This is a genomic window from Bacillus sp. GS3m_15504 (assembly GCF_055825275.1).
The window spans coordinates 181,049-203,904 of record NZ_JBVVNL010000005.1 but is presented as its reverse complement, the minus strand read 5'-3'; the positions used below and the strand labels follow the sequence as shown (position 1 = coordinate 203,904).

Here is a 22,856-nt window from a genome sequence, read left to right as displayed (position 1 = left end):
GCCTTCAATAGTTTGGTGATGATGGCAGAGAGGTCACACCCGTTCCCATACCGAACACGGAAGTTAAGCTCTCTAGCGCCGATGGTAGTTGGGACCTTGTCCCTGTGAGAGTAGGACGTCGCCAAGCAAAAACCTAAGTCGATTCGACTTAGGTTTTTTTGTGTTTATTTTTATATACCAAATCTTAATGAGGAAAAAGAATGAAAATGAGGGTATTGAGAGTAATAGTAATGATTTTTTGCTTTTTAAGTTTTCTAAGTGCTCTAAGTGCTCCCAAACAATTCTTATAATAGGAACTGTTATTTCTACTACAAGTATATATTTTAAATAATGAGAGTGAAAAAAGCGGGATAATATAAACAAGTATTTAATTATTATAATAATCGTTGCGATACAAAGGAATATAAACGATATGCTTTATATTAATTAGTACACAAACCAGTTTGTGTATGATAGATCTCTAGAAATATATATTCTAATTTCTTATCCTTCTTGCATATAGTTACAATTATTCTTTTGAATATAACTAAAACACGAACGTTATTGATTAGTAATAAAAAAACATTCGATTATTTGTTGACATTGTTTATGAAATATTGTTAATATAGCCATAGAAAGAATAATATATAAGACCTCATATAATCGCGGGGATATGGCCTGCAAGTCTCTACCTAACGACCGTTATTCGTTAGACTATGAGGGAAAGTCACTCGGTATTTTTCTATTCACAAGGGATACGTATGCCTGAGTAGAGCGCTTTCTCTCATAGTAAAAGAGAAACTGTTCTATTTCAGGCTTTTTTTATTTGAATCGGGGGGATTCTAATATGAAATCACTAGTTGGAGTCATAATGGGAAGCACGTCAGACTGGGAAACAATGAAATATGCTTGTGACATTTTAGATGAATTAAATATACCGTATGAGAAAAAGGTTGTATCCGCTCATCGGACTCCGGATTATATGTTTGAATATGCAGAGACGGCTCGTGAACGTGGATTGAAAGTTATTATTGCTGGAGCTGGTGGAGCAGCGCATTTACCAGGAATGGTTGCAGCGAAGACGAATCTTCCTGTAATCGGAGTTCCAGTTCAATCAAAAGCGTTAAACGGCTTAGATTCATTATTATCCATCGTCCAAATGCCAGGAGGGGTTCCAGTTGCAACTGTTGCAATTGGTAAGGCTGGTTCAACAAATGCTGGTTTACTTGCTGCACAAATACTTGGATCATTCCATGATGACATACATGATGCATTAGAATTGAGAAGAGAAGCAATTGAAAAAGATGTGCGCGAAGGTAGTGAGCTAGTATGACGAGAATCATTTTACCTGGAAAAACAATCGGCATTATTGGAGGCGGCCAGCTAGGAAGAATGATGGCATTGGCAGCTAAGGAAATGGGATATAAAATTGCTGTTTTAGATCCTACAAAAAACTCACCATGTGCACAAGTTGCTGATATTGAAATTGTTGCATCATATGACGATTTAAAAGCAATTCAGCATTTAGCCGAGATTAGTGATGTTGTCACATATGAATTTGAGAATATTGATTATAGATGTTTACAATGGCTTGAAAAGCATGCTTACTTACCGCAAGGCAGTCAGTTGTTAAGTAAAACACAAAATCGTTTTACTGAAAAGAATGCAATTGAAAAAGCGGGATTACCAGTAGCAACGTATAGATTGGTTCAAACTCAAGAGCAGCTTACTGAAACAATCGCCGAGTTATCATATCCTTCCGTCTTAAAAACAACGACAGGTGGATATGATGGGAAAGGGCAAGTTGTTTTAAGAAGTGAAGCTGACGTTGATGAAGCGCGAAAGCTTGCGAATGCAGCAGAGTGTATTTTAGAGAAATGGGTGCCTTTTGAAAAAGAAGTATCAGTTATCGTAATTCGTAGTGTAAGTGGTGAAACGAAAGTATTTCCGGTAGCGGAAAATATTCATGTAAATAACATTTTGCATGAATCCATCGTTCCAGCTCGCATTACAGAAGAACTTTCTCAAAAAGCAATTGCTTATGCAAAAGTGCTAGCGGATGAACTAGAACTTGTGGGAACACTAGCGGTAGAGATGTTTGCTACAGCCGATGGTGAGATTTATATTAATGAACTAGCACCAAGACCTCACAATTCAGGACACTATACACAGGATGCATGTGAAACGAGTCAATTCGGTCAACATATTCGAGCAATCTGTAATTTACCTCTTGGAGAAACAAATTTGTTAAAACCAGTTGTCATGGTAAACATTTTAGGCGAACATATAGAAGGGGTCCTAAGACAAGTGAATAGATTAACCGGGTGCTATTTACACTTGTATGGAAAAGAAGAAGCAAAAGCGCAGCGAAAAATGGGGCATGTTAATATTTTAAATGATAATATTGAAGTCGCTCTAGAAAAAGCAAAGAGTTTGCATATTTGGGACCATCAAGAACAACTGTTGGAGGGAAAAAGATGATTAGTCGTTATACACGCCCAGAAATGGGTGCGATTTGGACGGAAGAGAACAAATTTAAAGCGTGGTTAGAAGTTGAGATTTTAGCTTGTGAAGCATGGGCTGAGCTTGGCGATATTCCTAAAGAAGATGTTAAGAAAATTCGTGAGCATGCATCATTTGATATTGATCGTATTTATGAAATTGAAAAAGAGACACGTCATGACGTAGTTGCATTCACTCGTGCTGTATCAGAAACACCAGCATTAGGTGAGGAACGTAAATGGGTTCATTACGGTTTAACATCTACAGACGTAGTAGATACAGCGTTATCTTACATCTTAAAACAAGCGAATGAAATCATATTAAAAGACTTAGAAAACTTCGTAAGCATTTTAGCTAACAAAGCGAAAGAGCATAAATACACGATTATGATGGGAAGAACACACGGTGTCCATGCAGAACCAACAACATTTGGTCTAAAACTTGGCCTTTGGTATGAAGAAATGAAACGTAACGTAGAGCGTTTCAAACAAGCTGCTAATACAGTTCGTGTGGGTAAACTATCTGGTGCGGTTGGTACATATGCAAATATTGATCCATTCGTAGAAAAATATGTTTGTGAAAATTTAGGATTAGAAGCAGCGCCAATTTCAACACAAACATTGCAACGTGATCGCCATGCTCATTACATGTCAACACTTGCATTAATCGCAACATCTATCGAAAAGATGGCAGTTGAGATTCGTGGTTTACAAAAGAGTGAAACACGTGAAGTTGAAGAAGCTTTCGCAAAGGGTCAAAAAGGTTCTTCTGCAATGCCACATAAGCGTAATCCAATTGGATCTGAAAATATGACTGGTTTAGCTCGTGTTATCCGCGGTTATATGATGACAGCTTATGAGAATGTTCCATTATGGCATGAGCGTGATATTTCTCACTCTTCAGCAGAACGTGTAATTTTACCAGATGCTACAATCGCGTTAAATTACATGCTAAATCGCTTTGGTAATATCGTTAAAAACTTAACTGTATACCCAGAGAATATGAAACGCAATATGACAAGAACATACGGCTTAATTTATTCTCAGCGCGTAATGCTTACATTAATCGATAAAGGTATGGTGCGTGAAGAAGCTTACGATATCGTACAACCTAAAGCGATGGAAGCTTGGGAAACACAAGTACAATTTAAAGAGCTTGTAGAAGCTGATGAGCGTATTACGAGCAAGTTAACACAAGAAGAAATTAATGAATGCTTCAACTATGAGCATCATATGCAACACGTTGATACAATCTTTGAACGCCTAGGATTAAACGAAGCGTAAAATTTCATATGGCACAGAATAGAGTCATTCTGTGCCATTCTTTATAAAAATATTATTCACATTTTTCAAACTACAGGGGGCTTGCGAAATGCAAAAGCTAGAGTTGCTGTATGAAGGTAAGGCAAAAAGAATTTATCGTACAGAATCAGCAGATATGGTTTGGGTAGAGTACAAAGATAGTGCGACTGCTTTCAATGGGGAGAAAAAAGAGACGATTACAGGAAAAGGTCGTTTGAACAATGAGATTACAACTTTATTGTTCAGAAAGTTACAAGAAGTTGGAATTAAAACACATTTTGTTGAGAAGTTATCTGAGACAGAGCAACTTGTTAAAAAAGTGAGTATTATTCCTTTAGAAGTTGTCACAAGAAATGTAATTGCAGGAAGCCTTTCAAAACGATTAGGAATGGAAGAGGGAACTGTACTTGCAGAACCAATCGTAGAATTTTACTTCAAAGATGATGATTTAGGAGATCCGCTTGTAACGGAAGATCATATTCGTGTATTAAACGTTGCATCGCCAGAGCAAGTAAGCGTATTACGAGATATGGCTCTACAAATCAATCAAGTGTTGATTGATCATTTCGCAAGCTGTCGTGTAAGATTAGTAGATTTTAAATTAGAGTTTGGTGTAACGGATGAAGGGGAAATCATTTTAGCAGATGAAATTTCACCAGATACTTGCCGTTTATGGGATGAAACGAGCAATGAAAAGTTTGATAAAGACGTATTCCGTCGTGATCTTGGAAATTTAACAGATGCTTATGAAGAGATTTTAAAACGTTTAGGGGGAATTTCACATGTATAAAGTTAAGGTATATGTAACATTAAGAGAAAGCGTATTAGATCCACAAGGAACAGCAGTAAAAGGAGCACTTCATAGCCTTTCATTCACAGAAGTACAAGATGTTAGAATTGGAAAATACATGGAATTAACAATTGATAAATCAGTATCTGACCTTGACGCAAAGGTAAAGGAAATGTGTGAAAAACTATTAGCGAACGTTGTAATGGAAGACTTCCGTTATGAAGTTGAGGAGGTTGTCGCACAGTGAAATTTGCCGTAATAGTATTTCCAGGTTCGAACTGTGATGTTGATATGTTCCATGCAATTAAAGATGAGCTTGGCGAAGAAGTAGATTACGTTTGGCACGATACAGAGAATTTAGATGAATATGATGCAATTCTACTACCAGGTGGTTTCTCTTACGGTGACTACTTACGCTGCGGTGCTATTTCTCGCTTTGCGAATGCAATGAAAGCAGTACAGAAAGCTGCTGAGCAAGGAAAGCCAATTTTAGGTGTATGTAATGGATTCCAGATTCTTGTTGAATCAGGATTACTACCAGGGGCATTAATGAGAAACGAAAACTTAAAATTTATGTGTCGAACGGTTCAGTTACGTGTTGAAAATAATGAAACAATGTTTACATCACAATATGAAAAAGATGAAGTAATCAATATTCCAATTGCACATGGTGAGGGGAATTACTATTGTGATGAAGAGACTCTTAAACAATTAGAAGAGAATAATCAAATCGCATTCCGTTACGTAGAAAACCCGAACGGAAGCGTTTCAGATATTGCTGGTATTGTAAACGAAAAAGGAAATGTACTTGGTATGATGCCACACCCAGAGCGTGCTGTAGATGAATTACTTGGCGGTGCTGAAGGGTTAAAAGTCTTTCAATCTATCTTAAAACAGTGGAGGGAAACATATGTCGTTAATGCTTGAACCAAATCCAACACAAATTAAAGAAGAGCGCATATATGCGGAAATGGGGCTAACAGACGAAGAGTTTGCCATGGTTGAAAAGATTTTAGGCCGTCTGCCAAATTATACAGAAACAGGATTATTCTCTGTTATGTGGTCTGAACATTGTAGTTATAAAAATTCAAAACCAGTGCTTCGAAAATTCCCAACAACAGGTGAGCGTGTCTTGCAAGGACCTGGGGAAGGTGCTGGAATTGTAGACATCGGTGATAATCAAGCGGTTGTATTTAAAATGGAAAGTCATAACCACCCTTCTGCTATTGAACCATATCAAGGAGCAGCAACAGGTGTTGGTGGTATTATTCGTGACGTATTCTCTATGGGAGCACGCCCAGTCGCTCTATTAAACTCACTTCGATTTGGTGAATTACAATCACCACGTGTGAAATATTTATTTGAAGAAGTAGTAGCAGGAATTGCGGGATACGGTAACTGTATCGGTATTCCGACTGTTGGCGGCGAAGTACAGTTTGATCCATGTTATGAAGGAAACCCACTTGTAAATGCAATGTGCGTAGGCTTAATTAACCATGAAGACATTAAAAAGGGGCAAGCGCACGGTGCTGGAAATACAGTAATGTACGTAGGTGCATCAACTGGTCGTGATGGTATCCACGGTGCAACATTCGCATCTGAAGAGTTATCTGAAAGCTCAGAAGCGAAGCGTCCAGCAGTTCAAGTAGGAGATCCATTTATGGAGAAACTTCTTATTGAAGCTTGCCTAGAACTTATTCAATCGGATGCACTTGTTGGAATTCAAGATATGGGTGCAGCTGGTTTAACATCATCTTCTGCAGAAATGGCAAGTAAAGCAGGAATGGGTATTGAAATGTACTTAGATGATGTACCGCAGCGAGAAACAGGAATGACACCATATGAAATGATGCTATCTGAATCACAAGAGCGTATGTTAATTGTTGTGAAAAAAGGTAGAGAGCAAGAAATAGTAGATTTATTTGAGAAGTATGGTCTTGCAGCCGTTACGATGGGGAAAGTAACGGAAGACAAAATGCTTCGTTTATTCCATAAAGGTGAAATGGTAGCTGAAGTGCCAGCAGATGCTCTTGCAGAAGAAGCACCAATTTATCATAAACCATCAAAAGAAGCAGCATATTTTGCTGAATTCCAGCAGATGAAAATGGAAACACCAAAAGTAGAAAATTATAAAGAAACGTTATTCGCTCTATTACAACAACCGACGATTGCAAGTAAAGAGTGGGTTTATGATCAATATGATTATCAAGTTCGCACAAGCACAGTTGTTACACCAGGTTCAGATGCAGCAGTTGTACGTGTACGCGGTACAGAAAAAGGATTAGCAATGACGACAGATTGTAACTCTCGCTACATTTATTTAGATCCAGAAGTGGGCGGTAAAATTGCAGTAGCAGAGGCAGCACGTAATATCGTATGTTCTGGGGGAGAGCCACTTGCAATTACAGATTGCTTAAACTTCGGTAATCCAGAAAAACCAGAAATCTTCTGGCAAATTGAGAAATCAGTAGATGGTATGAGTGAAGCTTGTCGTACGTTACAAACACCAGTTATCGGCGGAAACGTATCAATGTATAACGAGCGTAGTGGTGAAGCGGTATACCCAACACCGACAGTTGGGATGGTTGGACTTGTACATGATTTAAAACATGTAACAACACAAGAGTTTAAGCAAGCCGGCGATTTAGTTTATGTCATTGGAGAGACGAAAGCTGAGTTTGGTGGAAGTGAATTACAGAAAATGCTTCACGGAAAAATTTTCGGCCAATCACCAAGTATCGATTTAGACGTAGAATTAAAACGTCAAAAACAAGTATTAGCAGCCATTCAAGCTGGCCTTGTTCAATCTGCACATGACGTTGCTGAAGGTGGTTTAGCGGTTGCGATTTCAGAAAGTGCAATTGGTGCTAACGGCTTAGGTGCTACTGTGAAATTAGACGGGGAAGCAACAGCTGCATTATTTGCGGAATCACAATCTCGCTTCGTAATAACCGTAAAACGTGAAAATAAAGAAGCGTTCGAGAAAGCGGTAGAAGCAATTCAAGTTGGTGAAGTAACAAATACAAATGAAGTAACAATTCATAATGAAGAAAATGAAGTATTACTTACAGCAAATGTAGATGAAATGAGAAAGGCTTGGAAAGGGGCAATCCCATGCTTGCTGAAATAAAGGGGTTAAACGAAGAATGTGGCGTATTCGGAATTTGGGGGCATGAAAATGCGGCACAAGTTTCATACTACGGATTGCACAGTTTACAGCACCGTGGGCAAGAAGGCGCAGGCATTGTCGTAAATAATGGGGAAAAAATCGTCGGTCACAAGGGGTTAGGTTTAATATCGGAAGTGTTTTCAAGAGGTGAGCTAGAAGGATTGAATGGAAAATCAGCAATCGGGCATGTACGATACGCGACGGCTGGTGGAAGTGAAGTAGCTAACGTTCAACCATTATTATTCCGTTTTTCTGATCATAGTATGGCATTAGCTCACAACGGAAATTTAATTAATGCAAAAATGCTTCGCCGCGAATTAGAGGCAGAGGGAAGTATTTTTCAAACAAGTTCAGATACAGAAGTACTTTTACATCTTATTAAACGTAGTACGAAAGATTCGTTAATTGAAAGTGTAAAAGAGGCTTTAAATAAAGTGAAAGGTGCGTTTGCGTATCTTTTACTAACTGGAAATGAAATGATCGTTGCGTTAGATCCGAATGGTTTCCGTCCTCTTTCAATTGGAAAGATGGGTGATGCTTACGTTGTAGCATCAGAAACATGTGCTTTCGATGTAGTAGGTGCAACATACATTCGTGATGTAGAACCGGGTGAATTACTTATCATCAATGATGAAGGAATTCACGTAGATCGTTTTACAAATGAAGTAGATCATGCAATTTGTAGTATGGAATACATTTACTTTGCACGACCAGATTCTAATATTGCTGGTATTAACGTCCATGCAGCACGTAAAAACATGGGAAAACGTTTGGCGGCAGAAGCTCCTATTGAAGCTGATGTTGTTACTGGTGTGCCAGACTCTAGTATTTCGGCAGCAATTGGTTATGCGGAGGCGACAGGTATTCCATATGAGTTAGGATTAATTAAAAATCGTTACGTTGGACGTACATTTATTCAACCTTCTCAAGAACTGCGCGAGCAAGGGGTTAAGATGAAGCTTTCAGCAGTAAGAGGGGTAGTTGAAGGAAAACGAGTTGTTATGATTGACGATTCTATCGTAAGAGGAACAACAAGTAAACGAATTGTTCGCATGCTTCGCGAGGCTGGAGCGACAGAAGTTCACGTAAGAATTGCTTCACCACCTCTGAAATATCCATGCTTCTATGGTATTGATATTCAAACGAGAAAAGAATTAATTGCAGCAAATCATACGGTAGAAGAAATTCGTGAAATGATCGGTGCAGACTCATTAACATTTTTAAGTGAAGATGGATTAGTAGATGCAATTGGACGTCCATATGAAGGGAAATATGGCGGCCTATGTATGGCTTACTTTAATGGGGACTATCCAACAGCTCTTTATGATTATGAGCAAGAGCTTTTAGAAAGTATGAAATAAGAAAAATGAAAAAAGCTTCTACTTCTTTTGATGTAGAAGCTAGCTTCTTTTTTATAAATAGCCCGCCCTGGATGGGGAGAAATTAAAAGACGAGGTGTAAATAACGATGGCGAATGCATATAAGCAAGCAGGAGTAGATATTGAAGCTGGATATGAAGCGGTATCTCGCATGAAAAAACACGTACAAACAACTATGAGAAAAGAAGTACTAGGCGGTTTAGGCGGTTTTGGAGGTATGTTTGATCTATCAAAATTTGCATTAGAAGAACCTGTATTAGTATCTGGAACAGATGGCGTGGGAACGAAATTGATGCTCGCTTTTATGGCAGATAAACATGACACAATTGGTATTGATGCAGTAGCAATGTGTGTAAATGATATTGTTGTCCAAGGAGCAGAGCCGCTTTTCTTCCTTGATTATATTGCTTGTGGTAAAGCTGAACCTAGTAAAATTGAAAACATCGTCAAAGGTATATCAGAGGGCTGTCGCCAAGCAGGTTGTGCTTTAATTGGTGGAGAAACAGCTGAAATGCCAGGAATGTATTCGACGGAAGAATACGATTTAGCTGGTTTTACAGTTGGAATTGTTGATAAAAAGAAAATTGTAACAGGTGAAAAAATTGAAGCTGGTCACGTATTAATTGGCTTAGCATCTAGCGGTATTCATAGTAATGGTTACTCTTTAGTACGAAAAGTATTACTAGAAGATGGAGAACTATCTTTAGACCGCATTTATGGACGCTTAGAGCTACCTCTTGGTGAAGAATTATTAAAACCAACGAAAATTTATGTCAAACCTATTTTAGAACTATTGAAGAATCATGAAGTATACGGTATGGCGCATATTACAGGTGGCGGATTCATTGAAAATATTCCACGTATGTTACCAGAAGGAATCGGTGCAGAAATTGAATTAGGATCTTGGAAAATTCAGCCGATCTTCAGTTTACTTCAAGAAGTTGGAAAGCTAGAAGAGAAAGAAATGTTCAATATTTTTAACATGGGTATTGGTATGGTAGTAGCAGTGAAGGAAGAAGATGCAAAAGATATCGTCCGTCTTCTTGAAGAGCAAGGGGAAACAGCTCGTATTATTGGACGTACTGTACAAGGAGCTGGCGTTACCTTCAATGGGGGCAAAGCACTATGAGTAGATTAGCAGTTTTTGCTTCTGGAAGCGGATCTAACTTTCAATCTCTCGTTAATGCGGTAGAAGAAAAAAGATTGGATGCAGAAATTAGTTTATTAGTATGTGATAAACCAGAAGCACGCGCTGTTGGGCGAGCGAATTATCATCATATTCCGTGTTTTGCTTTTTCAGCGAAAGCATATGAGTCAAAAGAAGCATTTGAAAAAGAAATATTAAACAAGCTAGAAGAGTATGAAATTGATTATGTTATTTTAGCTGGATATATGCGTTTAATCGGGCCGACTTTACTAGAAGCTTACGGCGGAAGGATTATTAATATTCATCCATCATTATTACCAAGTTTTCCAGGTAAGGATGCTGTCGGCCAAGCGTTAGAAGCGGGTGTGAAAGTAACTGGAGTAACGATTCATTATGTAGATGCAGGTATGGATACAGGGCCAATTATTGCGCAAGAAGCAGTAGTTGTTTCTGAAGGTGATACGAGAGAAAGCTTACAAAAGAAAATTCAGCAAGTTGAACATAAATTATACGTAAATACAGTGAATCAAATTGTTCAATCTACGAAAGAACCAACTGTTAATTAACATACAACCAGGGGTGAAGGATAAATGAAAAAGCGTGCATTAGTAAGTGTTTCAGATAAAACAGGAGTAGTAGAATTTGTTAAAGGTTTACTAGAACAAGGGATCGAAGTTATATCAACAGGTGGTACGAAAAAATTACTAGAAGAAAACGGCTTACAAGTAATCGGTATTTCTGAAGTAACTGGTTTCCCAGAAATTATGGATGGTCGTGTGAAAACATTACATCCAAATATTCATGGTGGTCTATTAGCAGTTCGTGATAATGAAACACATGTAGCGCAAATGAATGAATTAGGTATGGAGCCGATTGATTTTGTTGTCGTTAACTTATACCCATTCAAAGAAACGATCGCTAAGCCTGATGTAACATTTGCTGATGCAATTGAAAATATTGATATCGGTGGCCCGACAATGATTCGCTCTGCTGCGAAAAATCATGAATTCGTATCTGTAATTGTAGATCCAGTAGATTATGATGTTGTATTAGCTGAATTAAAAGAGAACGGTGAAGTAGCAGAGGAAACAAAACGTAAACTAGCAGCGAAAGTATTCCGTCATACAGCAGCGTATGATGCGTTAATTTCTAACTACTTAACAGAGCAAATGGGTGAAGAAAGTCCAGAAACATTAACTGTGACATTTGAGAAAAAGCAAGACTTACGTTATGGCGAGAACCCACATCAAAAAGCAACTTTCTATAAAGCGCCATTCGCAGCAACTTCTTCTGTTGCATACGCAGAACAATTACATGGCAAGGAATTATCGTATAACAATATTAACGATGCAGATGCAGCGCTTAGTATCGTGAAAGAATTTACAGAACCAGCAGTAGTAGCGGTAAAACATATGAATCCATGTGGTGTTGGAGTAGGTACGGATATTCATGAAGCATACACACGTGCTTATGAAGCGGATCCAGTATCCATTTTTGGAGGAATTATTGCAGCGAATCGTGAAATTGATAAAGCTACAGCTGAAAAGTTACACGAAATTTTCTTAGAGATTATTATCGCACCTTCTTTCTCGAAAGAAGCTTTAGAAGTACTGCAAAGTAAGAAAAACTTACGTTTATTAACTGTAAATATTGAAAAAGCGACAAGCGCAAGCAAAAAATTAACTTCTGTACAAGGTGGCCTTCTCGTTCAAGAGGAAGATACGTTATCATTAGATGAAAGAACAATTTCAATTCCAACGAAACGTGAACCTTCAGAGCAAGAATGGAAAGATTTAAAACTAGCTTGGAAAGTTGTAAAGCATGTGAAATCAAATGCAATTGTTTTAGCAAAAGATGATATGACAATTGGTGTCGGTGCTGGACAGATGAACCGTGTAGGTTCTGCAAAAATCGCAATTACACAAGCTGGCGAAAAAGCACAAGGTAGCGCACTTGCATCTGATGCTTTCTTCCCAATGCCAGATACAGTAGAAGAAGCAGCAAAAGCAGGAATTACGGCAATCATTCAACCAGGCGGATCAATCCGTGACGAAGATTCTATTAAAGTGGCGGATACGTATGGGATTGCTATGGTGTTCACTGGCGTACGTCATTTCAAACACTAATAGAGGAAGTTTAAAAAGTCCGGTTAAGATAACCTTCCTTTTTAAACTTTGATTGATATGAAAAAACAAACTAGGAGCATAGCTTCTAGTTTGTACTTATTTAAATATTGGGGGATGAAATATGAATGTTTTAGTAATTGGCCGCGGTGGGCGTGAGCATGCTTTAGCTTGGAAGTTTGCACAATCTGAAAAAGTAGAAAAGGTATATGTAGCACCAGGTAATGAAGGTATGCGTGATGTTGCAACACCAATTGATATTGATGAAAATGATTTTGATGCATTAGTTTTATTTGCGAAAGAGAACCATGTGGAATTAACTTTCGTTGGACCAGAAATTCCACTTATGAATGGAATTGTTGATCGTTTTAAAGAAGAGGGACTTCGCGTATTTGGTCCGAATAAAGCAGCTGCTGTTATTGAAGGTAGTAAAGCTTTTACAAAAGAGCTTATGAAAAAATATAATATTCCAACTGCAGCGTACGAAACTTTTACAGATTATGAAGAAGCAGTACAGTACATTGAAAAAGTTGGTGCACCAATTGTTATTAAAGCGGATGGTCTAGCTGCTGGTAAAGGTGTAACAGTAGCGATGACGCTTGAAGAGGCATTACAAGCTGCGAAAGAAATGCTGCAAGATGTAAAGTTCGGGGAAGCGAGTAAGAAAGTTGTTATTGAAGAGTTTTTAGATGGACAAGAATTTTCATTAATGGCATTTGTGAATGGAACAACTGTACATCCGATGGTAATTGCGCAAGATCATAAACGAGCTTTTGATGGTGATAAAGGTCCAAATACTGGCGGAATGGGTGCATATTCTCCAGTACCACAAATTTCGGAGTCAGCAGTTCAAGAGGCGATTGAAACGGTGTTATATCCAACTGCTAAAGCAATGATCCAAGAAAATCGATCGTTTACAGGAATTTTATATGCGGGACTTATTTTAACAAATGATGGTCCAAAGGTAATTGAATTTAATGCACGTTTTGGCGATCCTGAAACTGAAGTTGTATTACCCCGTTTAGAAAATGATTTAGTGGATGTATGTAACGCTGTATTAGATGAAAGTGAGTTAACGTTACAATGGTCAGATGAAGCCGTAATTGGTGTTGTACTTGCTGCGAAAGGATATCCGGAAGCATATAAAAAAGGTGACATTATTAAAGGGCTAGATGCATTGCAAGATGTGATTGTTTTCCATGCAGGTACAGCAATGAAACATGGTGACTTTGTAACGAACGGTGGCCGTGTATTATTTGTTGCTTGTAAGGCGAATAGTTTACAAGAAGCGAAAGATAAGGTGTATAAAGAAATCGGTAAAATTGAGAGTGATGGTCTATTTTACCGAAGTGATATAGGATATCGTGCAATTGGGCATGAGATGACGAGAAGTTAATATGTAAAAATCCCGCTGATTCCTCAGCGGGATTTTTATGCATCTTTATCTTTTTTTAATTTACCTTTTTGCTTTGCCATTTCTCGAAGTAAATACTCGATGTGTGCATTGACGCTACGAAACTCATCATTCGCCCATTTTTCGATGACTGCATGTAATTCAGGATCAATACGTAATGGAAAGCTTTTCTTTTTAGCCATAATGATTTACAACCTTTTAGTATAGGCTTCCTGTATTAATGACTGGTTGCGCACCTTTATCTGAAACGATGGCAACTAATAAGTTGTTTACCATATTTGCTTTACGCTCGTCATCTAATTCCAGTACGCCTTCTTCATCTAACATATGGATTGAATCTTTAGCCATCTTCACAGCACCTTCAACAATCTCTTTTCTAGCAGCTAATACTGCTTTCGCTTGTTGACGTTGTAACATTGCATGGGCAATTTCCGTTGCGTAAGCTAGGTGCGTTAAACGAGTTTCTAATACTTCTACACCAGCAATTTCAAGACGTGCTTCTAACTCACGCTTTAATTCTTCAGAGATTTCTTCAGTATTTCCGCGTAACGTGATGCAAGTTTCATCTTGGAAATTGTCATAAGGATATTTCGTTGCGACGTGGCGGATTGCCGTTTCGCTTTGAATTTCTACAAATCGATCGTAATGTTCAACGCCGAACATTGCTTTTGCAGAATCAACAACTTTATATACGATAACAGCGGCAATTTCAATTGGATTTCCGTCGACATCATTTACTTTTAATTTTTTACTGTTAAAGTTTTCAACACGTAACGATACAGTTTGACGGAATGCGAACGGAATCGTTAAAAATAAACCGTTTTGACGAATTGTTCCTAAATAATTACCGAAGAACGTAATAACTTTTGCTTGGTTTGGTTGAACAATACCAATACCTGTAGCAAGAACTGCGGCTAAAATAATAGTTAATGCTGCTCCTATAAAAATTTCTTGTATAAGGAAAAATACACCGATAGCGGCTAAAATCAAAATTCCAATAATCCCAAGAAAACCATTAACATAAAATACTTGTTTTTCTTTCATATGATCGCCTCCTGATATAAAAATGATATCACTTTTATATCATTTTAAGCAAGGGGTTTACACCTAGTTTTCTGAATTTTATTGATTATGTATATTTTAACACTTAAAATGAGAATGTATGTTCTGTTTTATGGTAAAATAAAGAAGACTTAACCGCCCACTGCAGCAGCTAAGTCTCTTTGAGAGCATCTTGCATCGTGACAAATGATTCAAAGCGGTTTTGCCAGGATTATATCTTCAATCGCTGACTCAATCTCTTTGTCAGAAGCGTCATAACTTCCATTTGACTGTGGTTTGTCGTGATTGGAAGTTTGATTCACTTCTTCTTTAGTATGTCCCTTTTCAGCAAAATTCATGCTAGGCATTTTAAATGCCCCCATGTTCATGTATTTTCCGAATTTCCACATTTCAACAACAGGACAGAAACGAACAATTCCCTCTGCAACTTTCATTGCACCAATCCATAGCAAAATGTTAGACCAAGTGCACCAAGGTTTGCGTACGAGTTTCGTTGCACTACAACCGAAGAGGACAAGTCCGAGTGTAATTCGAATTAGGGCATTTATTGTACCGATATTTTGCTTCATTAGAAAAACACTCCTTTTTATGAAAGTTGAAATAGATAACACTATTTCTCCTATTAGTATCCCGTTTGATTTTTGGGATATGTAATCCAACATTTGACGTGGAAAAAGATGTTGGATTGTGCGTGTGTGTAAGTAGTTTTTTTTGTTATAATGAAAGAATGCATAAAAGGAAGTTCAAAAGTAAATCCTCTCGTTTAAAAAATGTGGAAGAGGAAATTCCAAACTTAATTCTCCGTTTTAAACAAATATTTAAGATGAAGTAAAAAATCCTAATGAAAATAAACTGTTATTTTGAACAGAAATATATACAACTTGAGAAAAGAAAGGGTGTTTTCATGTACGATATTTCCGGGTGGAAACATGTATTTAAGCTTGATCCGAATAAGGAGCTAAGTGACGAACATTTAGAAATGATTTGTGAGTCTGGAACAGATGCTGTTATTGTAGGCGGAAGTGATGGAGTGACAATTGATAATGTACTACACATGCTAGTTAGCATTCGTAGATATGCAGTTCCTTGTGTGCTAGAGGTTTCTGATGTAGAAGCAATTACACCAGGATTCGATTTTTATTATATCCCAAGCGTTTTAAATAGCCGAAAGGTAGAATGGGTAACAGGCGTTCATCATGAGGCTTTGAAAGAATTTGGGGATATTATGGATTGGAACGAAATTTTCATGGAAGGATATTGTGTTTTAAATCCTGAAGCGAAGGTAGCACAGCTTACAGATGCAAAGTGTGATGTAACAGAAGATGATGTGATTGCATACGCGCGTTTAGCAGACAAGCTATTACGTTTACCGATATTTTATTTAGAATATAGCGGTACGTATGGAGATGTTGAACTTGTTAAAAATGTAAAAGCAGAATTGAAACAAGCTAAGTTATATTATGGCGGTGGTATTTCTAATGCTGAACAAGCGAAGGAAATGGCGCAACATGCTGATACAGTAGTTGTTGGAAATATTATTTATGATGATATAAAAGCAGCGTTAAAAACGGTTAAAGCAGTAAAAGGAGAGTAGGTGCAGGCGTATATGAGTATGACAGATAGGTTATTAAATGGTTTAAATCCGCAACAACAAAAAGCAGTACAAACAACGAACGGACCACTTCTATTAATGGCAGGCGCAGGTAGTGGTAAAACACGTGTGTTAACACATCGTATTGCGTATTTACTTGGTGAAAAAGGAGTAGCACCGTGGAATGTACTAGCTATTACCTTTACAAATAAAGCCGCTCGTGAAATGCGCGAGCGTATTGATACACTTGTCGGACCAGAAGCCGAAGATATTTGGATTTCTACGTTCCACTCTATGTGTGTACGTATTTTACGACGTGATATCGATCGCATTGGTATTAATCGTAACTTTACAATTTTAGATTCGGGTGATCAGTTAACTGTGGTCAAAAAAATTATGAAAGAGCGCAATATTGATCCGAAGAAATTTGAGCCGCGCTCTATTTTGGCTGGTATTAGTAATGCGAAAAATGAACTGTTATCTGCGGATAAGTATGCAAAGAAAATTACAATTGCTGATCCATATGAAAAATTAACGAGCGATGTATATACAGAATATCAAAAACGTCTTTTGAAAAATAACTCATTAGACTTTGATGATTTAATTATGACGACGATTCAACTATTTGAACGTGTTCCAGAAGTACTAGAGTTTTATCAGCGCAAATTCCAGTATATTCACGTGGATGAGTATCAAGATACGAACAAAGCGCAGTACCTTCTTGTTAAACATTTGGCAGCACGTTTTAAAAATTTATGCGTTGTAGGTGACTCAGATCAGTCAATTTATCGCTGGCGTGGTGCGGACATTTCCAACATTTTGTCATTCGAAAAAGACTATGAGAATGCGCAAGTTATTCTGTTAGAACAAAATTATCGTTCGTCACAAAATATTTTAAATGCAGCGAATGCTGTTATTGAAAGAAATACGAATCGTAAACCGAAGAAGTTATGGACAGATAATGAAGTTGGAAGCAAAATCTCGTACTATCGTGCTGCAACGGAAAAGGACGAGGCGTACTTTGTTGCGAAAAAAATTCGCGACGATATTCAAATGGGAAAACGAAAATATACTGATTTTGCAGTGCTATATCGTACAAATGCGCAGTCTCGTATGGTCGAGGAGATTTTCCTGAAATCTAATATTCCTTACAAAATTGTCGGCGGTACGAAGTTCTACGACCGTAAAGAGATTAAAGACATTTTGGCGTATTTACGTTTAATTGGGAATCCAGATGATGAGATTAGTTTTGCGCGTATTATTAACGTGCCAAAGCGCGGAATTGGTGCGACTTCTATCGACAAAATTATTAATTATGGTGTACAAAATGGAATTTCTTTAACTGCTGTATTCGATGAGATTGAGCATGTTGGAGTAAGTGCAAAGGTTACAAAGGCAGTAAAAGAATTCGCAGGTTTATTACACAATTGGGTAAATATGCAAGAGTATTTATCTGTTACAGAATTGGTAGAAGAAGTGATTGAAAAAACAGGCTATCGCGATATGTTGAAAAATGAGCGTACGTTAGAAGCGGAAGGTCGTCTGGAAAACTTAGATGAGTTTTTATCTGTTACGCAAACATTTGAATCTCAAAGCGAGGATAAGAGCCTTGTTGCATTCTTAACAGACTTAGCACTTGTTGCAGATATTGATCGTGTAGATGAAGACCCAACTGCTGGTGAGGAAGTTATTTTAATGACGATGCACTCAGCGAAGGGGTTAGAATTCCCAGTTGTCTTTATTGTTGGTTTAGAGGAAGGAATATTCCCACATACTCGTTCTCTAATGGAAGAAGATGAAATGCAAGAAGAGCGTCGTCTTGCTTATGTAGGTATTACTCGTGCGGAAGAAGAGTTGTATTTATCAAATGCACAAATGCGTACTTTATTTGGTAGAACAAGTATGAATGCCGCATCGCGATTTATTACAGAAATCCCGACAGAACTAGTAGAATCATTAAATGAAACAGCACCGAAGCGTGAAACTTCGTTTGGTGCAAAAGGAAGAGTGGCAAGTAGCAGTAAAACGACAACTACAACACGTTCTCGCTCAGCTTTCGCACGTCCTGCAGCTAAGACGACAGGCGGCGAACAAATTGGCTGGGCAGTAGGTGATAAAGCTTCCCACCAAAAATGGGGAGTCGGTACAGTTGTAAGTGTAAAAGGTGAAGGTGATGCAAAAGAATTAGATATTGCGTTCCCAAGCCCAATTGGTGTTAAACGTTTGTTAGCAAAATTTGCACCTGTGACGAAACAATAGGAAAGGAATGAGGATATGTCAAAAGAGATAGCAAAAAAACGTATAGAAGAACTACGTGATTTGTTAAATACATTTAACTATCAATATCACGTATTAGACAATCCTTCTGTTTCTGATGCGGAGTATGACCGTAATATGCAGGAGCTTATAAAATTAGAAGCAGAGAATCCAGAGTTTATGAGTGAAGACTCTCCCTCTATTCGAGTTGGGGGAACGGTTCTTGATATATTTGAAAAAGTAACACATAAGTCACCGATGTTAAGTTTAGGAAATGCATTTAACGAAGGAGATTTACGTGATTTTGACAGACGAGTACGTCAAGGAATTGATGATGCGAATGTAAGATATATATGCGAATTAAAAATTGACGGACTTGCTGTTTCACTTCATTATGAAAAAGGACGCTTCATTCAAGGGGCAACACGTGGTGATGGTGTAACAGGTGAAGATATTACCCAAAATTTAAAAACGATTAAAGCAATCCCGCTTCGTTTAAATGAAGAAGTAACGTTAGAAGCACGAGGCGAAGCTTATATGCCGAAGCGTTCATTCGTTAAGTTAAATGAAGAAAAAGAGCAAAATGGTGAAGATGTATTTGCGAATCCGCGTAATGCGGCAGCAGGTTCAATCCGCCAACTTGATCCGAAAATTGCAGCGAAGCGTAACTTATCTATGTTTGTATACGGTCTTGCGAATGTAGAAGAAAAAACAATCCCATCACATAGTGAATCGCTTGATTACTTAGGTGAACTTGGATTCAAAACAAATCCAAATCGTCGTACATGTGAAACAATTGAAGAAGTTATAGCTTATGTAGAAGAATGGCAAGAAAAACGTCCGCATCTTGATTATGAGATTGATGGGATCGTTATAAAAGTAGATGATGTTGCTCTTCAAGAAAGTCTAGGAACTACAGCAAAGAGTCCAAGATGGGCGATTGCTTATAAATTCCCAGCGGAAGAAGTTGTAACAAGATTAACGGGCATTGAATTAAGTGTTGGTCGTACAGGAGTTGTAACACCGACTGCAGAGCTAGAGCCAGTGCGAGTGGCTGGTACGATCGTTCGTCGTGCTTCTTTACATAACGAAGATTTAATTCGTGAAAAAGATATTCGAATTGGTGACTACGTTGTTGTGAAGAAAGCTGGAGATATTATTCCAGAAGTTGTAAATGTTATTTTTGATAAGCGTACTGGTGGGGAAGAAGAATATCATATGCCAACGCATTGCCCAGCATGTGAGAGTGAACTAGTTCGTTTAGAAGAAGAGGTAGCACTTCGTTGTATAAATCCAACTTGTCCTGCTCAAATTCGAGAAGGGTTAATCCATTTCGTTTCAAGAAATGCAATGAATATTGATGGTCTTGGAGAACGTGTTATTACACAACTCTTTGATGCTGATTATATTCGTACATTTGCGGATTTATATTCGTTGACGAAAGAGCAATTATTACAGTTAGAACGATTCGGAGAAAAATCAGCAACGAATTTAGTACAAGCAATTGAGAATTCTAAAGAAAACTCATTAGAGCGATTATTATTCGGTCTTGGTATTCGCCATGTCGGAGCGAAAGCAGCACGTACATTTGCAGAGCATTTCGAAACGATGGATGCACTTGTGAAAGCGACGGAAGAAGAATTAAAAGCAATTAACGAGATTGGTGAAAAAATGGCTCAATCCGTCGTGGCGTATTTTGATAATGAAGACGTATTAGAGCTATTACAACAATTTAAAGAGTATGGCGTGAATATGACATACAAAGGTATAAAAATTGCTGATTTACAAAATGTTGAGTCGTACTTTGCAGGAAAAACTGTCGTTTTAACTGGGAAATTAGAAGTTATGGGACGTAGTGAAGCGAAGAAGAAGATTGAGGCATTAGGTGGAAAAGTAACAGGAAGTGTTAGTAAAAGTACGGATTTAGTTGTCGCAGGTGAAGCGGCAGGTTCGAAATTAGCACAAGCGGAGAAACATAATGTTGAGGTTTGGAATGAAGAGAGGTTCTTACAAGAGCTAAATAAGTAAGAGGTGCAAACTTACCATGAAAAAAATAGCATTAGCGGTATTAAGCCTTGGCCTACTTGTAAGTGGGTGTAGTGCAGGTGCCGATAAAGATGAAAAAGTGGTTGAGAAATCGGGGAAAGCAAAAGAGCAAGTAATCGTCCCAAATTACTCTATTTCGGATGAATATTATAAGACGACTATTCCATTTGAAGGAGGAAATGCACGTGGCTTAGTTGTGCAAGGAGTAAGTAATCGTCTTGATATAGATGAATTTGAAACAGGATTAATGCGTATTGCGAAAGAATCATTTAGTACGAAAGATAATGTTTTAAAAGGCGGAAAGTCCCTAACTACTCAGTATATACAGATGCTTGTTAAAAGAAAACGTACAGATGCAGAACAAAAGGAACTAGAAGATACATTAAAAAAAGATGCGGTTAAATTCCCGAACATAGGGTTAAATCCCGCATTAGGTGCAGGATCCGAATCATTAGAGGCGAAAAATAAAAAAAATCCAATATATATTTCCAATATTTTAGAACATGATTATTATGTGAACAAAGACAAAAAAGATGAGCGTAGTGGTATTGTAGTTGGATTAGCGATGAATTCGGTTCATTATTATGAGGAAGAGCATGGGTATCCGCGTGAGGTTACAATTTCGAATGAAAAGATGTTAGCTGAAGGGAAAAAAATGGTGCCAGAAATCTTGAAAGTTATGCATCAACAAGATCCTGAGACAAAAAAACTTCCGATAACATTTGCGATTTATCGTCAGGCTCCAAAGTCTTCGCTCGTACCAGGTAACTTTGTTTCTTATGGGAATGTCGAAAAAGGTAGTGAAACGGTTGAGGATTGGAAACAAATTAATGAGAAATATTATTTGTTCCCATCTGAACAAGCGAAAACAGATAATAAACGTGAAGACTTGGCGAGAGTATCAAACTTCAAGGCAAAATTAAGCGATTATTTCCAAGGTGACTATACAGCTGTTATCGGTACTGGTATGTATAGAGACGATGAATTAAGAGAAATAAAGCTTGATATTCCTGTCCAGTTTAATGGGAAAGCAGAAATAATTGGCTTTACACAATATGTAGCCGGGCTTGTTATGGAATATTTCCCGAATTATATGAAAGTACAAGTAACGATTAAATCTGTAGAACGTCCAGAAGCGATTATTATACGTGAAGCGAAGCAAGATGAACCGTATGTGAAAATTTTAGATTAAGTAGAAGGGCCGTTCCTTTATGGAACGGCTTTTTTTCTTGGTTAATTTTGTTATAATTTAAAATGTTATAAATAATGGGGTAAGGGGTAAAGGGCATGGATGAATTAAGTTTTCAAGTCATTATTTTATTAATTGCATTCGGTTTTTTAGCAGCTTTTATTGATTCAGTTGTTGGTGGTGGAGGATTAATTTCGCTTCCGGCACTTATGTTTGTTGGTTTACCACCAGCTTCGGCAATTGCAACGAATAAATTAGCTGCAACGATGGGGACGTTTACGAGTGCGATTTACTTTATTCGATCGGGAAAGGTCGATTTTAAAATTGTAGGAAAGTTAATCCCGTTAACTGTTATAGGAGCAGTAGCAGGTGCTTTAGTAGTAAAGTTTATTCCTCCAGATATTTTACGTCCGTTAGTGCTTGTAATGTTGGTATTTATTGCTATTTATATTATTGCGAAAAAGGATTGGGGAAGTGTGTCTACCTATAAGAAGATGACGAAAAGAAAAACATTAATATTTTTCTTTGTTATTTTAATGATAGGGTTTTACGATGGATTTTTTGGACCAGGGACAGGATCCTTTTTAATTTTTGCATTTTTATTAATAGGTTTGGATTTTATTCAAGCGGCAGCATCTGGAAAACTTTTGAACTTTGTTAGTAATATCGTATCGTTAATCACTTTTTTATTTTTAGACGTAATTCATTTTGAATACGGTATTATTATGGGGTTATCGATGATTTTTGGCGCTTATTTTGGATCGAAGTTTGCAGTTCAAAAAGGTGTTGGATATGTAAGAGCTTTATTTTTGTTAGTGACTATTTTATTGATTAGCAAAAACGTTTTGGAATATACTCATATTTTGTAGAGTTATACATTTGTATAACTCTGTTTTTTTATTATATTT

At 37.6% G+C, this 22,856-nt stretch carries 20 protein-coding genes, 1 rRNA gene and 1 riboswitch; of the genes, 18 read left to right on the top strand and 3 right to left on the bottom strand.

Annotated elements, in window-relative coordinates; genetic code table 11:
- Positions 1 to 11: 11 nt before the first annotated feature.
- The 13 genes from rrf to purD all read left to right on the top strand — a co-directional run bounded on the left by rrf (position 12) and on the right by purD (position 13,786).
- Positions 12 to 127 (top strand): 5S ribosomal RNA (gene rrf, locus AC0L0O_RS26065).
- A gap of 487 nt (positions 128 to 614) precedes the next feature.
- A riboswitch (purine riboswitch) is annotated at positions 615 to 716 on the top strand.
- A gap of 110 nt (positions 717 to 826) precedes the next feature.
- A complete protein-coding gene (purE, locus tag AC0L0O_RS26060) occupies positions 827 to 1,312 on the top strand; it encodes a 5-(carboxyamino)imidazole ribonucleotide mutase (protein ID WP_000839367.1) in 486 nt (161 codons plus the stop codon).
- Positions 1,309 to 2,460 (top strand): 5-(carboxyamino)imidazole ribonucleotide synthase, encoded by a 1,152-nt coding sequence (purK, locus tag AC0L0O_RS26055; protein WP_428889613.1) that lies wholly within the window; start codon positions 1,309 to 1,311, stop codon positions 2,458 to 2,460. Before purE ends, purK begins: the two co-directional genes overlap by 4 nt.
- Complete coding sequence (gene purB / locus AC0L0O_RS26050) at positions 2,457 to 3,764, top strand: adenylosuccinate lyase (protein ID WP_000625683.1); 1,308 nt, start codon at positions 2,457 to 2,459, stop codon at positions 3,762 to 3,764. The genes purK and purB overlap by 4 nt, the downstream gene beginning before the upstream one ends.
- Before the next feature lie 88 nt (positions 3,765 to 3,852).
- The gene (gene purC / locus AC0L0O_RS26045) at positions 3,853 to 4,572 is read left to right on the top strand and encodes a phosphoribosylaminoimidazolesuccinocarboxamide synthase (protein ID WP_001170542.1); all 720 of its coding nucleotides are present in this window, start codon (positions 3,853 to 3,855) and stop codon (positions 4,570 to 4,572) included.
- The gene (purS, locus tag AC0L0O_RS26040; RefSeq protein WP_000278820.1) at positions 4,565 to 4,819 is read left to right on the top strand and encodes a phosphoribosylformylglycinamidine synthase subunit PurS; all 255 of its coding nucleotides are present in this window, start codon (positions 4,565 to 4,567) and stop codon (positions 4,817 to 4,819) included. Before purC ends, purS begins: the two co-directional genes overlap by 8 nt.
- Positions 4,816 to 5,499, top strand: coding sequence for a phosphoribosylformylglycinamidine synthase subunit PurQ (gene purQ, locus AC0L0O_RS26035; protein WP_000666779.1), 684 nt, complete (start codon positions 4,816 to 4,818; stop codon positions 5,497 to 5,499). The genes purS and purQ overlap by 4 nt, the downstream gene beginning before the upstream one ends.
- On the top strand, positions 5,483 to 7,702 hold the full coding sequence (gene purL, locus AC0L0O_RS26030; RefSeq protein ID WP_000055577.1) for a phosphoribosylformylglycinamidine synthase II: 2,220 nt from the start codon (positions 5,483 to 5,485) through the stop codon (positions 7,700 to 7,702). Before purQ ends, purL begins: the two co-directional genes overlap by 17 nt.
- Positions 7,687 to 9,102 (top strand): amidophosphoribosyltransferase, encoded by a 1,416-nt coding sequence (gene purF / locus AC0L0O_RS26025; protein ID WP_000879029.1) that lies wholly within the window; start codon positions 7,687 to 7,689, stop codon positions 9,100 to 9,102. Before purL ends, purF begins: the two co-directional genes overlap by 16 nt.
- Positions 9,103 to 9,208: 106 nt before the next feature.
- Complete coding sequence (gene purM / locus AC0L0O_RS26020; RefSeq protein ID WP_001262436.1) at positions 9,209 to 10,249, top strand: phosphoribosylformylglycinamidine cyclo-ligase; 1,041 nt, start codon at positions 9,209 to 9,211, stop codon at positions 10,247 to 10,249.
- Positions 10,246 to 10,833 carry a phosphoribosylglycinamide formyltransferase gene (gene purN, locus AC0L0O_RS26015; protein WP_000088592.1) on the top strand — a complete coding sequence of 196 codons (588 nt, stop codon included), beginning with the start codon at positions 10,246 to 10,248 and terminating at the stop codon, positions 10,831 to 10,833. Before purM ends, purN begins: the two co-directional genes overlap by 4 nt.
- Positions 10,834 to 10,857: 24 nt before the next feature.
- Positions 10,858 to 12,393, top strand: coding sequence for a bifunctional phosphoribosylaminoimidazolecarboxamide formyltransferase/IMP cyclohydrolase (purH, locus tag AC0L0O_RS26010; protein WP_000745423.1), 1,536 nt, complete (start codon positions 10,858 to 10,860; stop codon positions 12,391 to 12,393).
- Positions 12,394 to 12,514: 121 nt separating this feature from the next.
- Positions 12,515 to 13,786 carry a phosphoribosylamine--glycine ligase gene (purD, locus tag AC0L0O_RS26005; protein ID WP_001101946.1) on the top strand — a complete coding sequence of 424 codons (1,272 nt, stop codon included), beginning with the start codon at positions 12,515 to 12,517 and terminating at the stop codon, positions 13,784 to 13,786.
- A gap of 35 nt (positions 13,787 to 13,821) precedes the next feature.
- On the opposite strand, the gene AC0L0O_RS26000 is transcribed toward purD, so the two are convergent.
- The 3 genes from AC0L0O_RS26000 to AC0L0O_RS25990 form a co-directional block, all read right to left on the bottom strand.
- Entirely contained in the window at positions 13,822 to 13,986 is a 165-nt protein-coding gene (locus tag AC0L0O_RS26000) for a type II toxin-antitoxin system antitoxin (RefSeq protein WP_001085171.1), read from the bottom strand.
- 16 nt (positions 13,987 to 14,002) lie between these two features.
- Entirely contained in the window at positions 14,003 to 14,848 is an 846-nt protein-coding gene (locus AC0L0O_RS25995; RefSeq protein WP_000660677.1) for an SPFH domain-containing protein, read from the bottom strand.
- Positions 14,849 to 15,057: 209 nt separating this feature from the next.
- Positions 15,058 to 15,435, bottom strand: coding sequence for a YgaP family membrane protein (locus AC0L0O_RS25990; protein WP_000812350.1), 378 nt, complete (start codon positions 15,433 to 15,435; stop codon positions 15,058 to 15,060).
- A gap of 335 nt (positions 15,436 to 15,770) precedes the next feature.
- Here AC0L0O_RS25990 and pcrB point away from each other — a divergent pair, with 335 nt between their 5' ends.
- The 5 genes from pcrB to AC0L0O_RS25965 all read left to right on the top strand — a co-directional run bounded on the left by pcrB (position 15,771) and on the right by AC0L0O_RS25965 (position 22,817).
- The gene (gene pcrB, locus AC0L0O_RS25985) at positions 15,771 to 16,460 is read left to right on the top strand and encodes a heptaprenylglyceryl phosphate synthase (protein ID WP_001983810.1); all 690 of its coding nucleotides are present in this window, start codon (positions 15,771 to 15,773) and stop codon (positions 16,458 to 16,460) included.
- Positions 16,461 to 16,472: 12 nt separating this feature from the next.
- Positions 16,473 to 18,716: a DNA helicase PcrA gene (gene pcrA, locus AC0L0O_RS25980; protein ID WP_003292997.1), complete on the top strand. Its 2,244-nt coding sequence runs from the start codon at positions 16,473 to 16,475 to the stop codon at positions 18,714 to 18,716.
- 15 nt (positions 18,717 to 18,731) lie between these two features.
- Positions 18,732 to 20,741: an NAD-dependent DNA ligase LigA gene (ligA, locus tag AC0L0O_RS25975; protein WP_000031433.1), complete on the top strand. Its 2,010-nt coding sequence runs from the start codon at positions 18,732 to 18,734 to the stop codon at positions 20,739 to 20,741.
- A 16-nt stretch (positions 20,742 to 20,757) separates the two neighbouring features.
- The gene (locus tag AC0L0O_RS25970) at positions 20,758 to 21,951 is read left to right on the top strand and encodes a CamS family sex pheromone protein (RefSeq protein ID WP_473786180.1); all 1,194 of its coding nucleotides are present in this window, start codon (positions 20,758 to 20,760) and stop codon (positions 21,949 to 21,951) included.
- A gap of 95 nt (positions 21,952 to 22,046) precedes the next feature.
- On the top strand, positions 22,047 to 22,817 hold the full coding sequence (locus AC0L0O_RS25965; protein WP_000343964.1) for a TSUP family transporter: 771 nt from the start codon (positions 22,047 to 22,049) through the stop codon (positions 22,815 to 22,817).
- Positions 22,818 to 22,856: the final 39 nt, after the last annotated feature.

What these genes read in the sequence shown, in the direction of transcription:
- pcrA (WP_003292997.1), top strand. Translation starts at nt 16,473, where the DNA reads ATGAGTATGACAGATAGGTTATTAAATGGTTTAAATCCGCAACAACAA.
- AC0L0O_RS25995 (WP_000660677.1), bottom strand. Translation starts at nt 14,848, where the DNA reads ATGAAAGAAAAACAAGTATTTTATGTTAATGGTTTTCTTGGGATTATT.
- purN (WP_000088592.1), top strand. Translation starts at nt 10,246, where the DNA reads ATGAGTAGATTAGCAGTTTTTGCTTCTGGAAGCGGATCTAACTTTCAA.
- purE (WP_000839367.1), top strand. Translation starts at nt 827, where the DNA reads ATGAAATCACTAGTTGGAGTCATAATGGGAAGCACGTCAGACTGGGAA.
- purM (WP_001262436.1), top strand. Translation starts at nt 9,209, where the DNA reads ATGGCGAATGCATATAAGCAAGCAGGAGTAGATATTGAAGCTGGATAT.
- purD (WP_001101946.1), top strand. Translation starts at nt 12,515, where the DNA reads ATGAATGTTTTAGTAATTGGCCGCGGTGGGCGTGAGCATGCTTTAGCT.
- purL (WP_000055577.1), top strand. Translation starts at nt 5,483, where the DNA reads ATGTCGTTAATGCTTGAACCAAATCCAACACAAATTAAAGAAGAGCGC.
- purB (WP_000625683.1), top strand. Translation starts at nt 2,457, where the DNA reads ATGATTAGTCGTTATACACGCCCAGAAATGGGTGCGATTTGGACGGAA.
- purK (WP_428889613.1), top strand. Translation starts at nt 1,309, where the DNA reads ATGACGAGAATCATTTTACCTGGAAAAACAATCGGCATTATTGGAGGC.
- purC (WP_001170542.1), top strand. Translation starts at nt 3,853, where the DNA reads ATGCAAAAGCTAGAGTTGCTGTATGAAGGTAAGGCAAAAAGAATTTAT.
- AC0L0O_RS26000 (WP_001085171.1), bottom strand. Translation starts at nt 13,986, where the DNA reads ATGGCTAAAAAGAAAAGCTTTCCATTACGTATTGATCCTGAATTACAT.
- purS (WP_000278820.1), top strand. Translation starts at nt 4,565, where the DNA reads ATGTATAAAGTTAAGGTATATGTAACATTAAGAGAAAGCGTATTAGAT.
- AC0L0O_RS25970 (WP_473786180.1), top strand. Translation starts at nt 20,758, where the DNA reads ATGAAAAAAATAGCATTAGCGGTATTAAGCCTTGGCCTACTTGTAAGT.
- purF (WP_000879029.1), top strand. Translation starts at nt 7,687, where the DNA reads ATGCTTGCTGAAATAAAGGGGTTAAACGAAGAATGTGGCGTATTCGGA.
- purH (WP_000745423.1), top strand. Translation starts at nt 10,858, where the DNA reads ATGAAAAAGCGTGCATTAGTAAGTGTTTCAGATAAAACAGGAGTAGTA.
- AC0L0O_RS25990 (WP_000812350.1), bottom strand. Translation starts at nt 15,435, where the DNA reads ATGAAGCAAAATATCGGTACAATAAATGCCCTAATTCGAATTACACTC.
- ligA (WP_000031433.1), top strand. Translation starts at nt 18,732, where the DNA reads ATGTCAAAAGAGATAGCAAAAAAACGTATAGAAGAACTACGTGATTTG.
- AC0L0O_RS25965 (WP_000343964.1), top strand. Translation starts at nt 22,047, where the DNA reads ATGGATGAATTAAGTTTTCAAGTCATTATTTTATTAATTGCATTCGGT.
- pcrB (WP_001983810.1), top strand. Translation starts at nt 15,771, where the DNA reads ATGTACGATATTTCCGGGTGGAAACATGTATTTAAGCTTGATCCGAAT.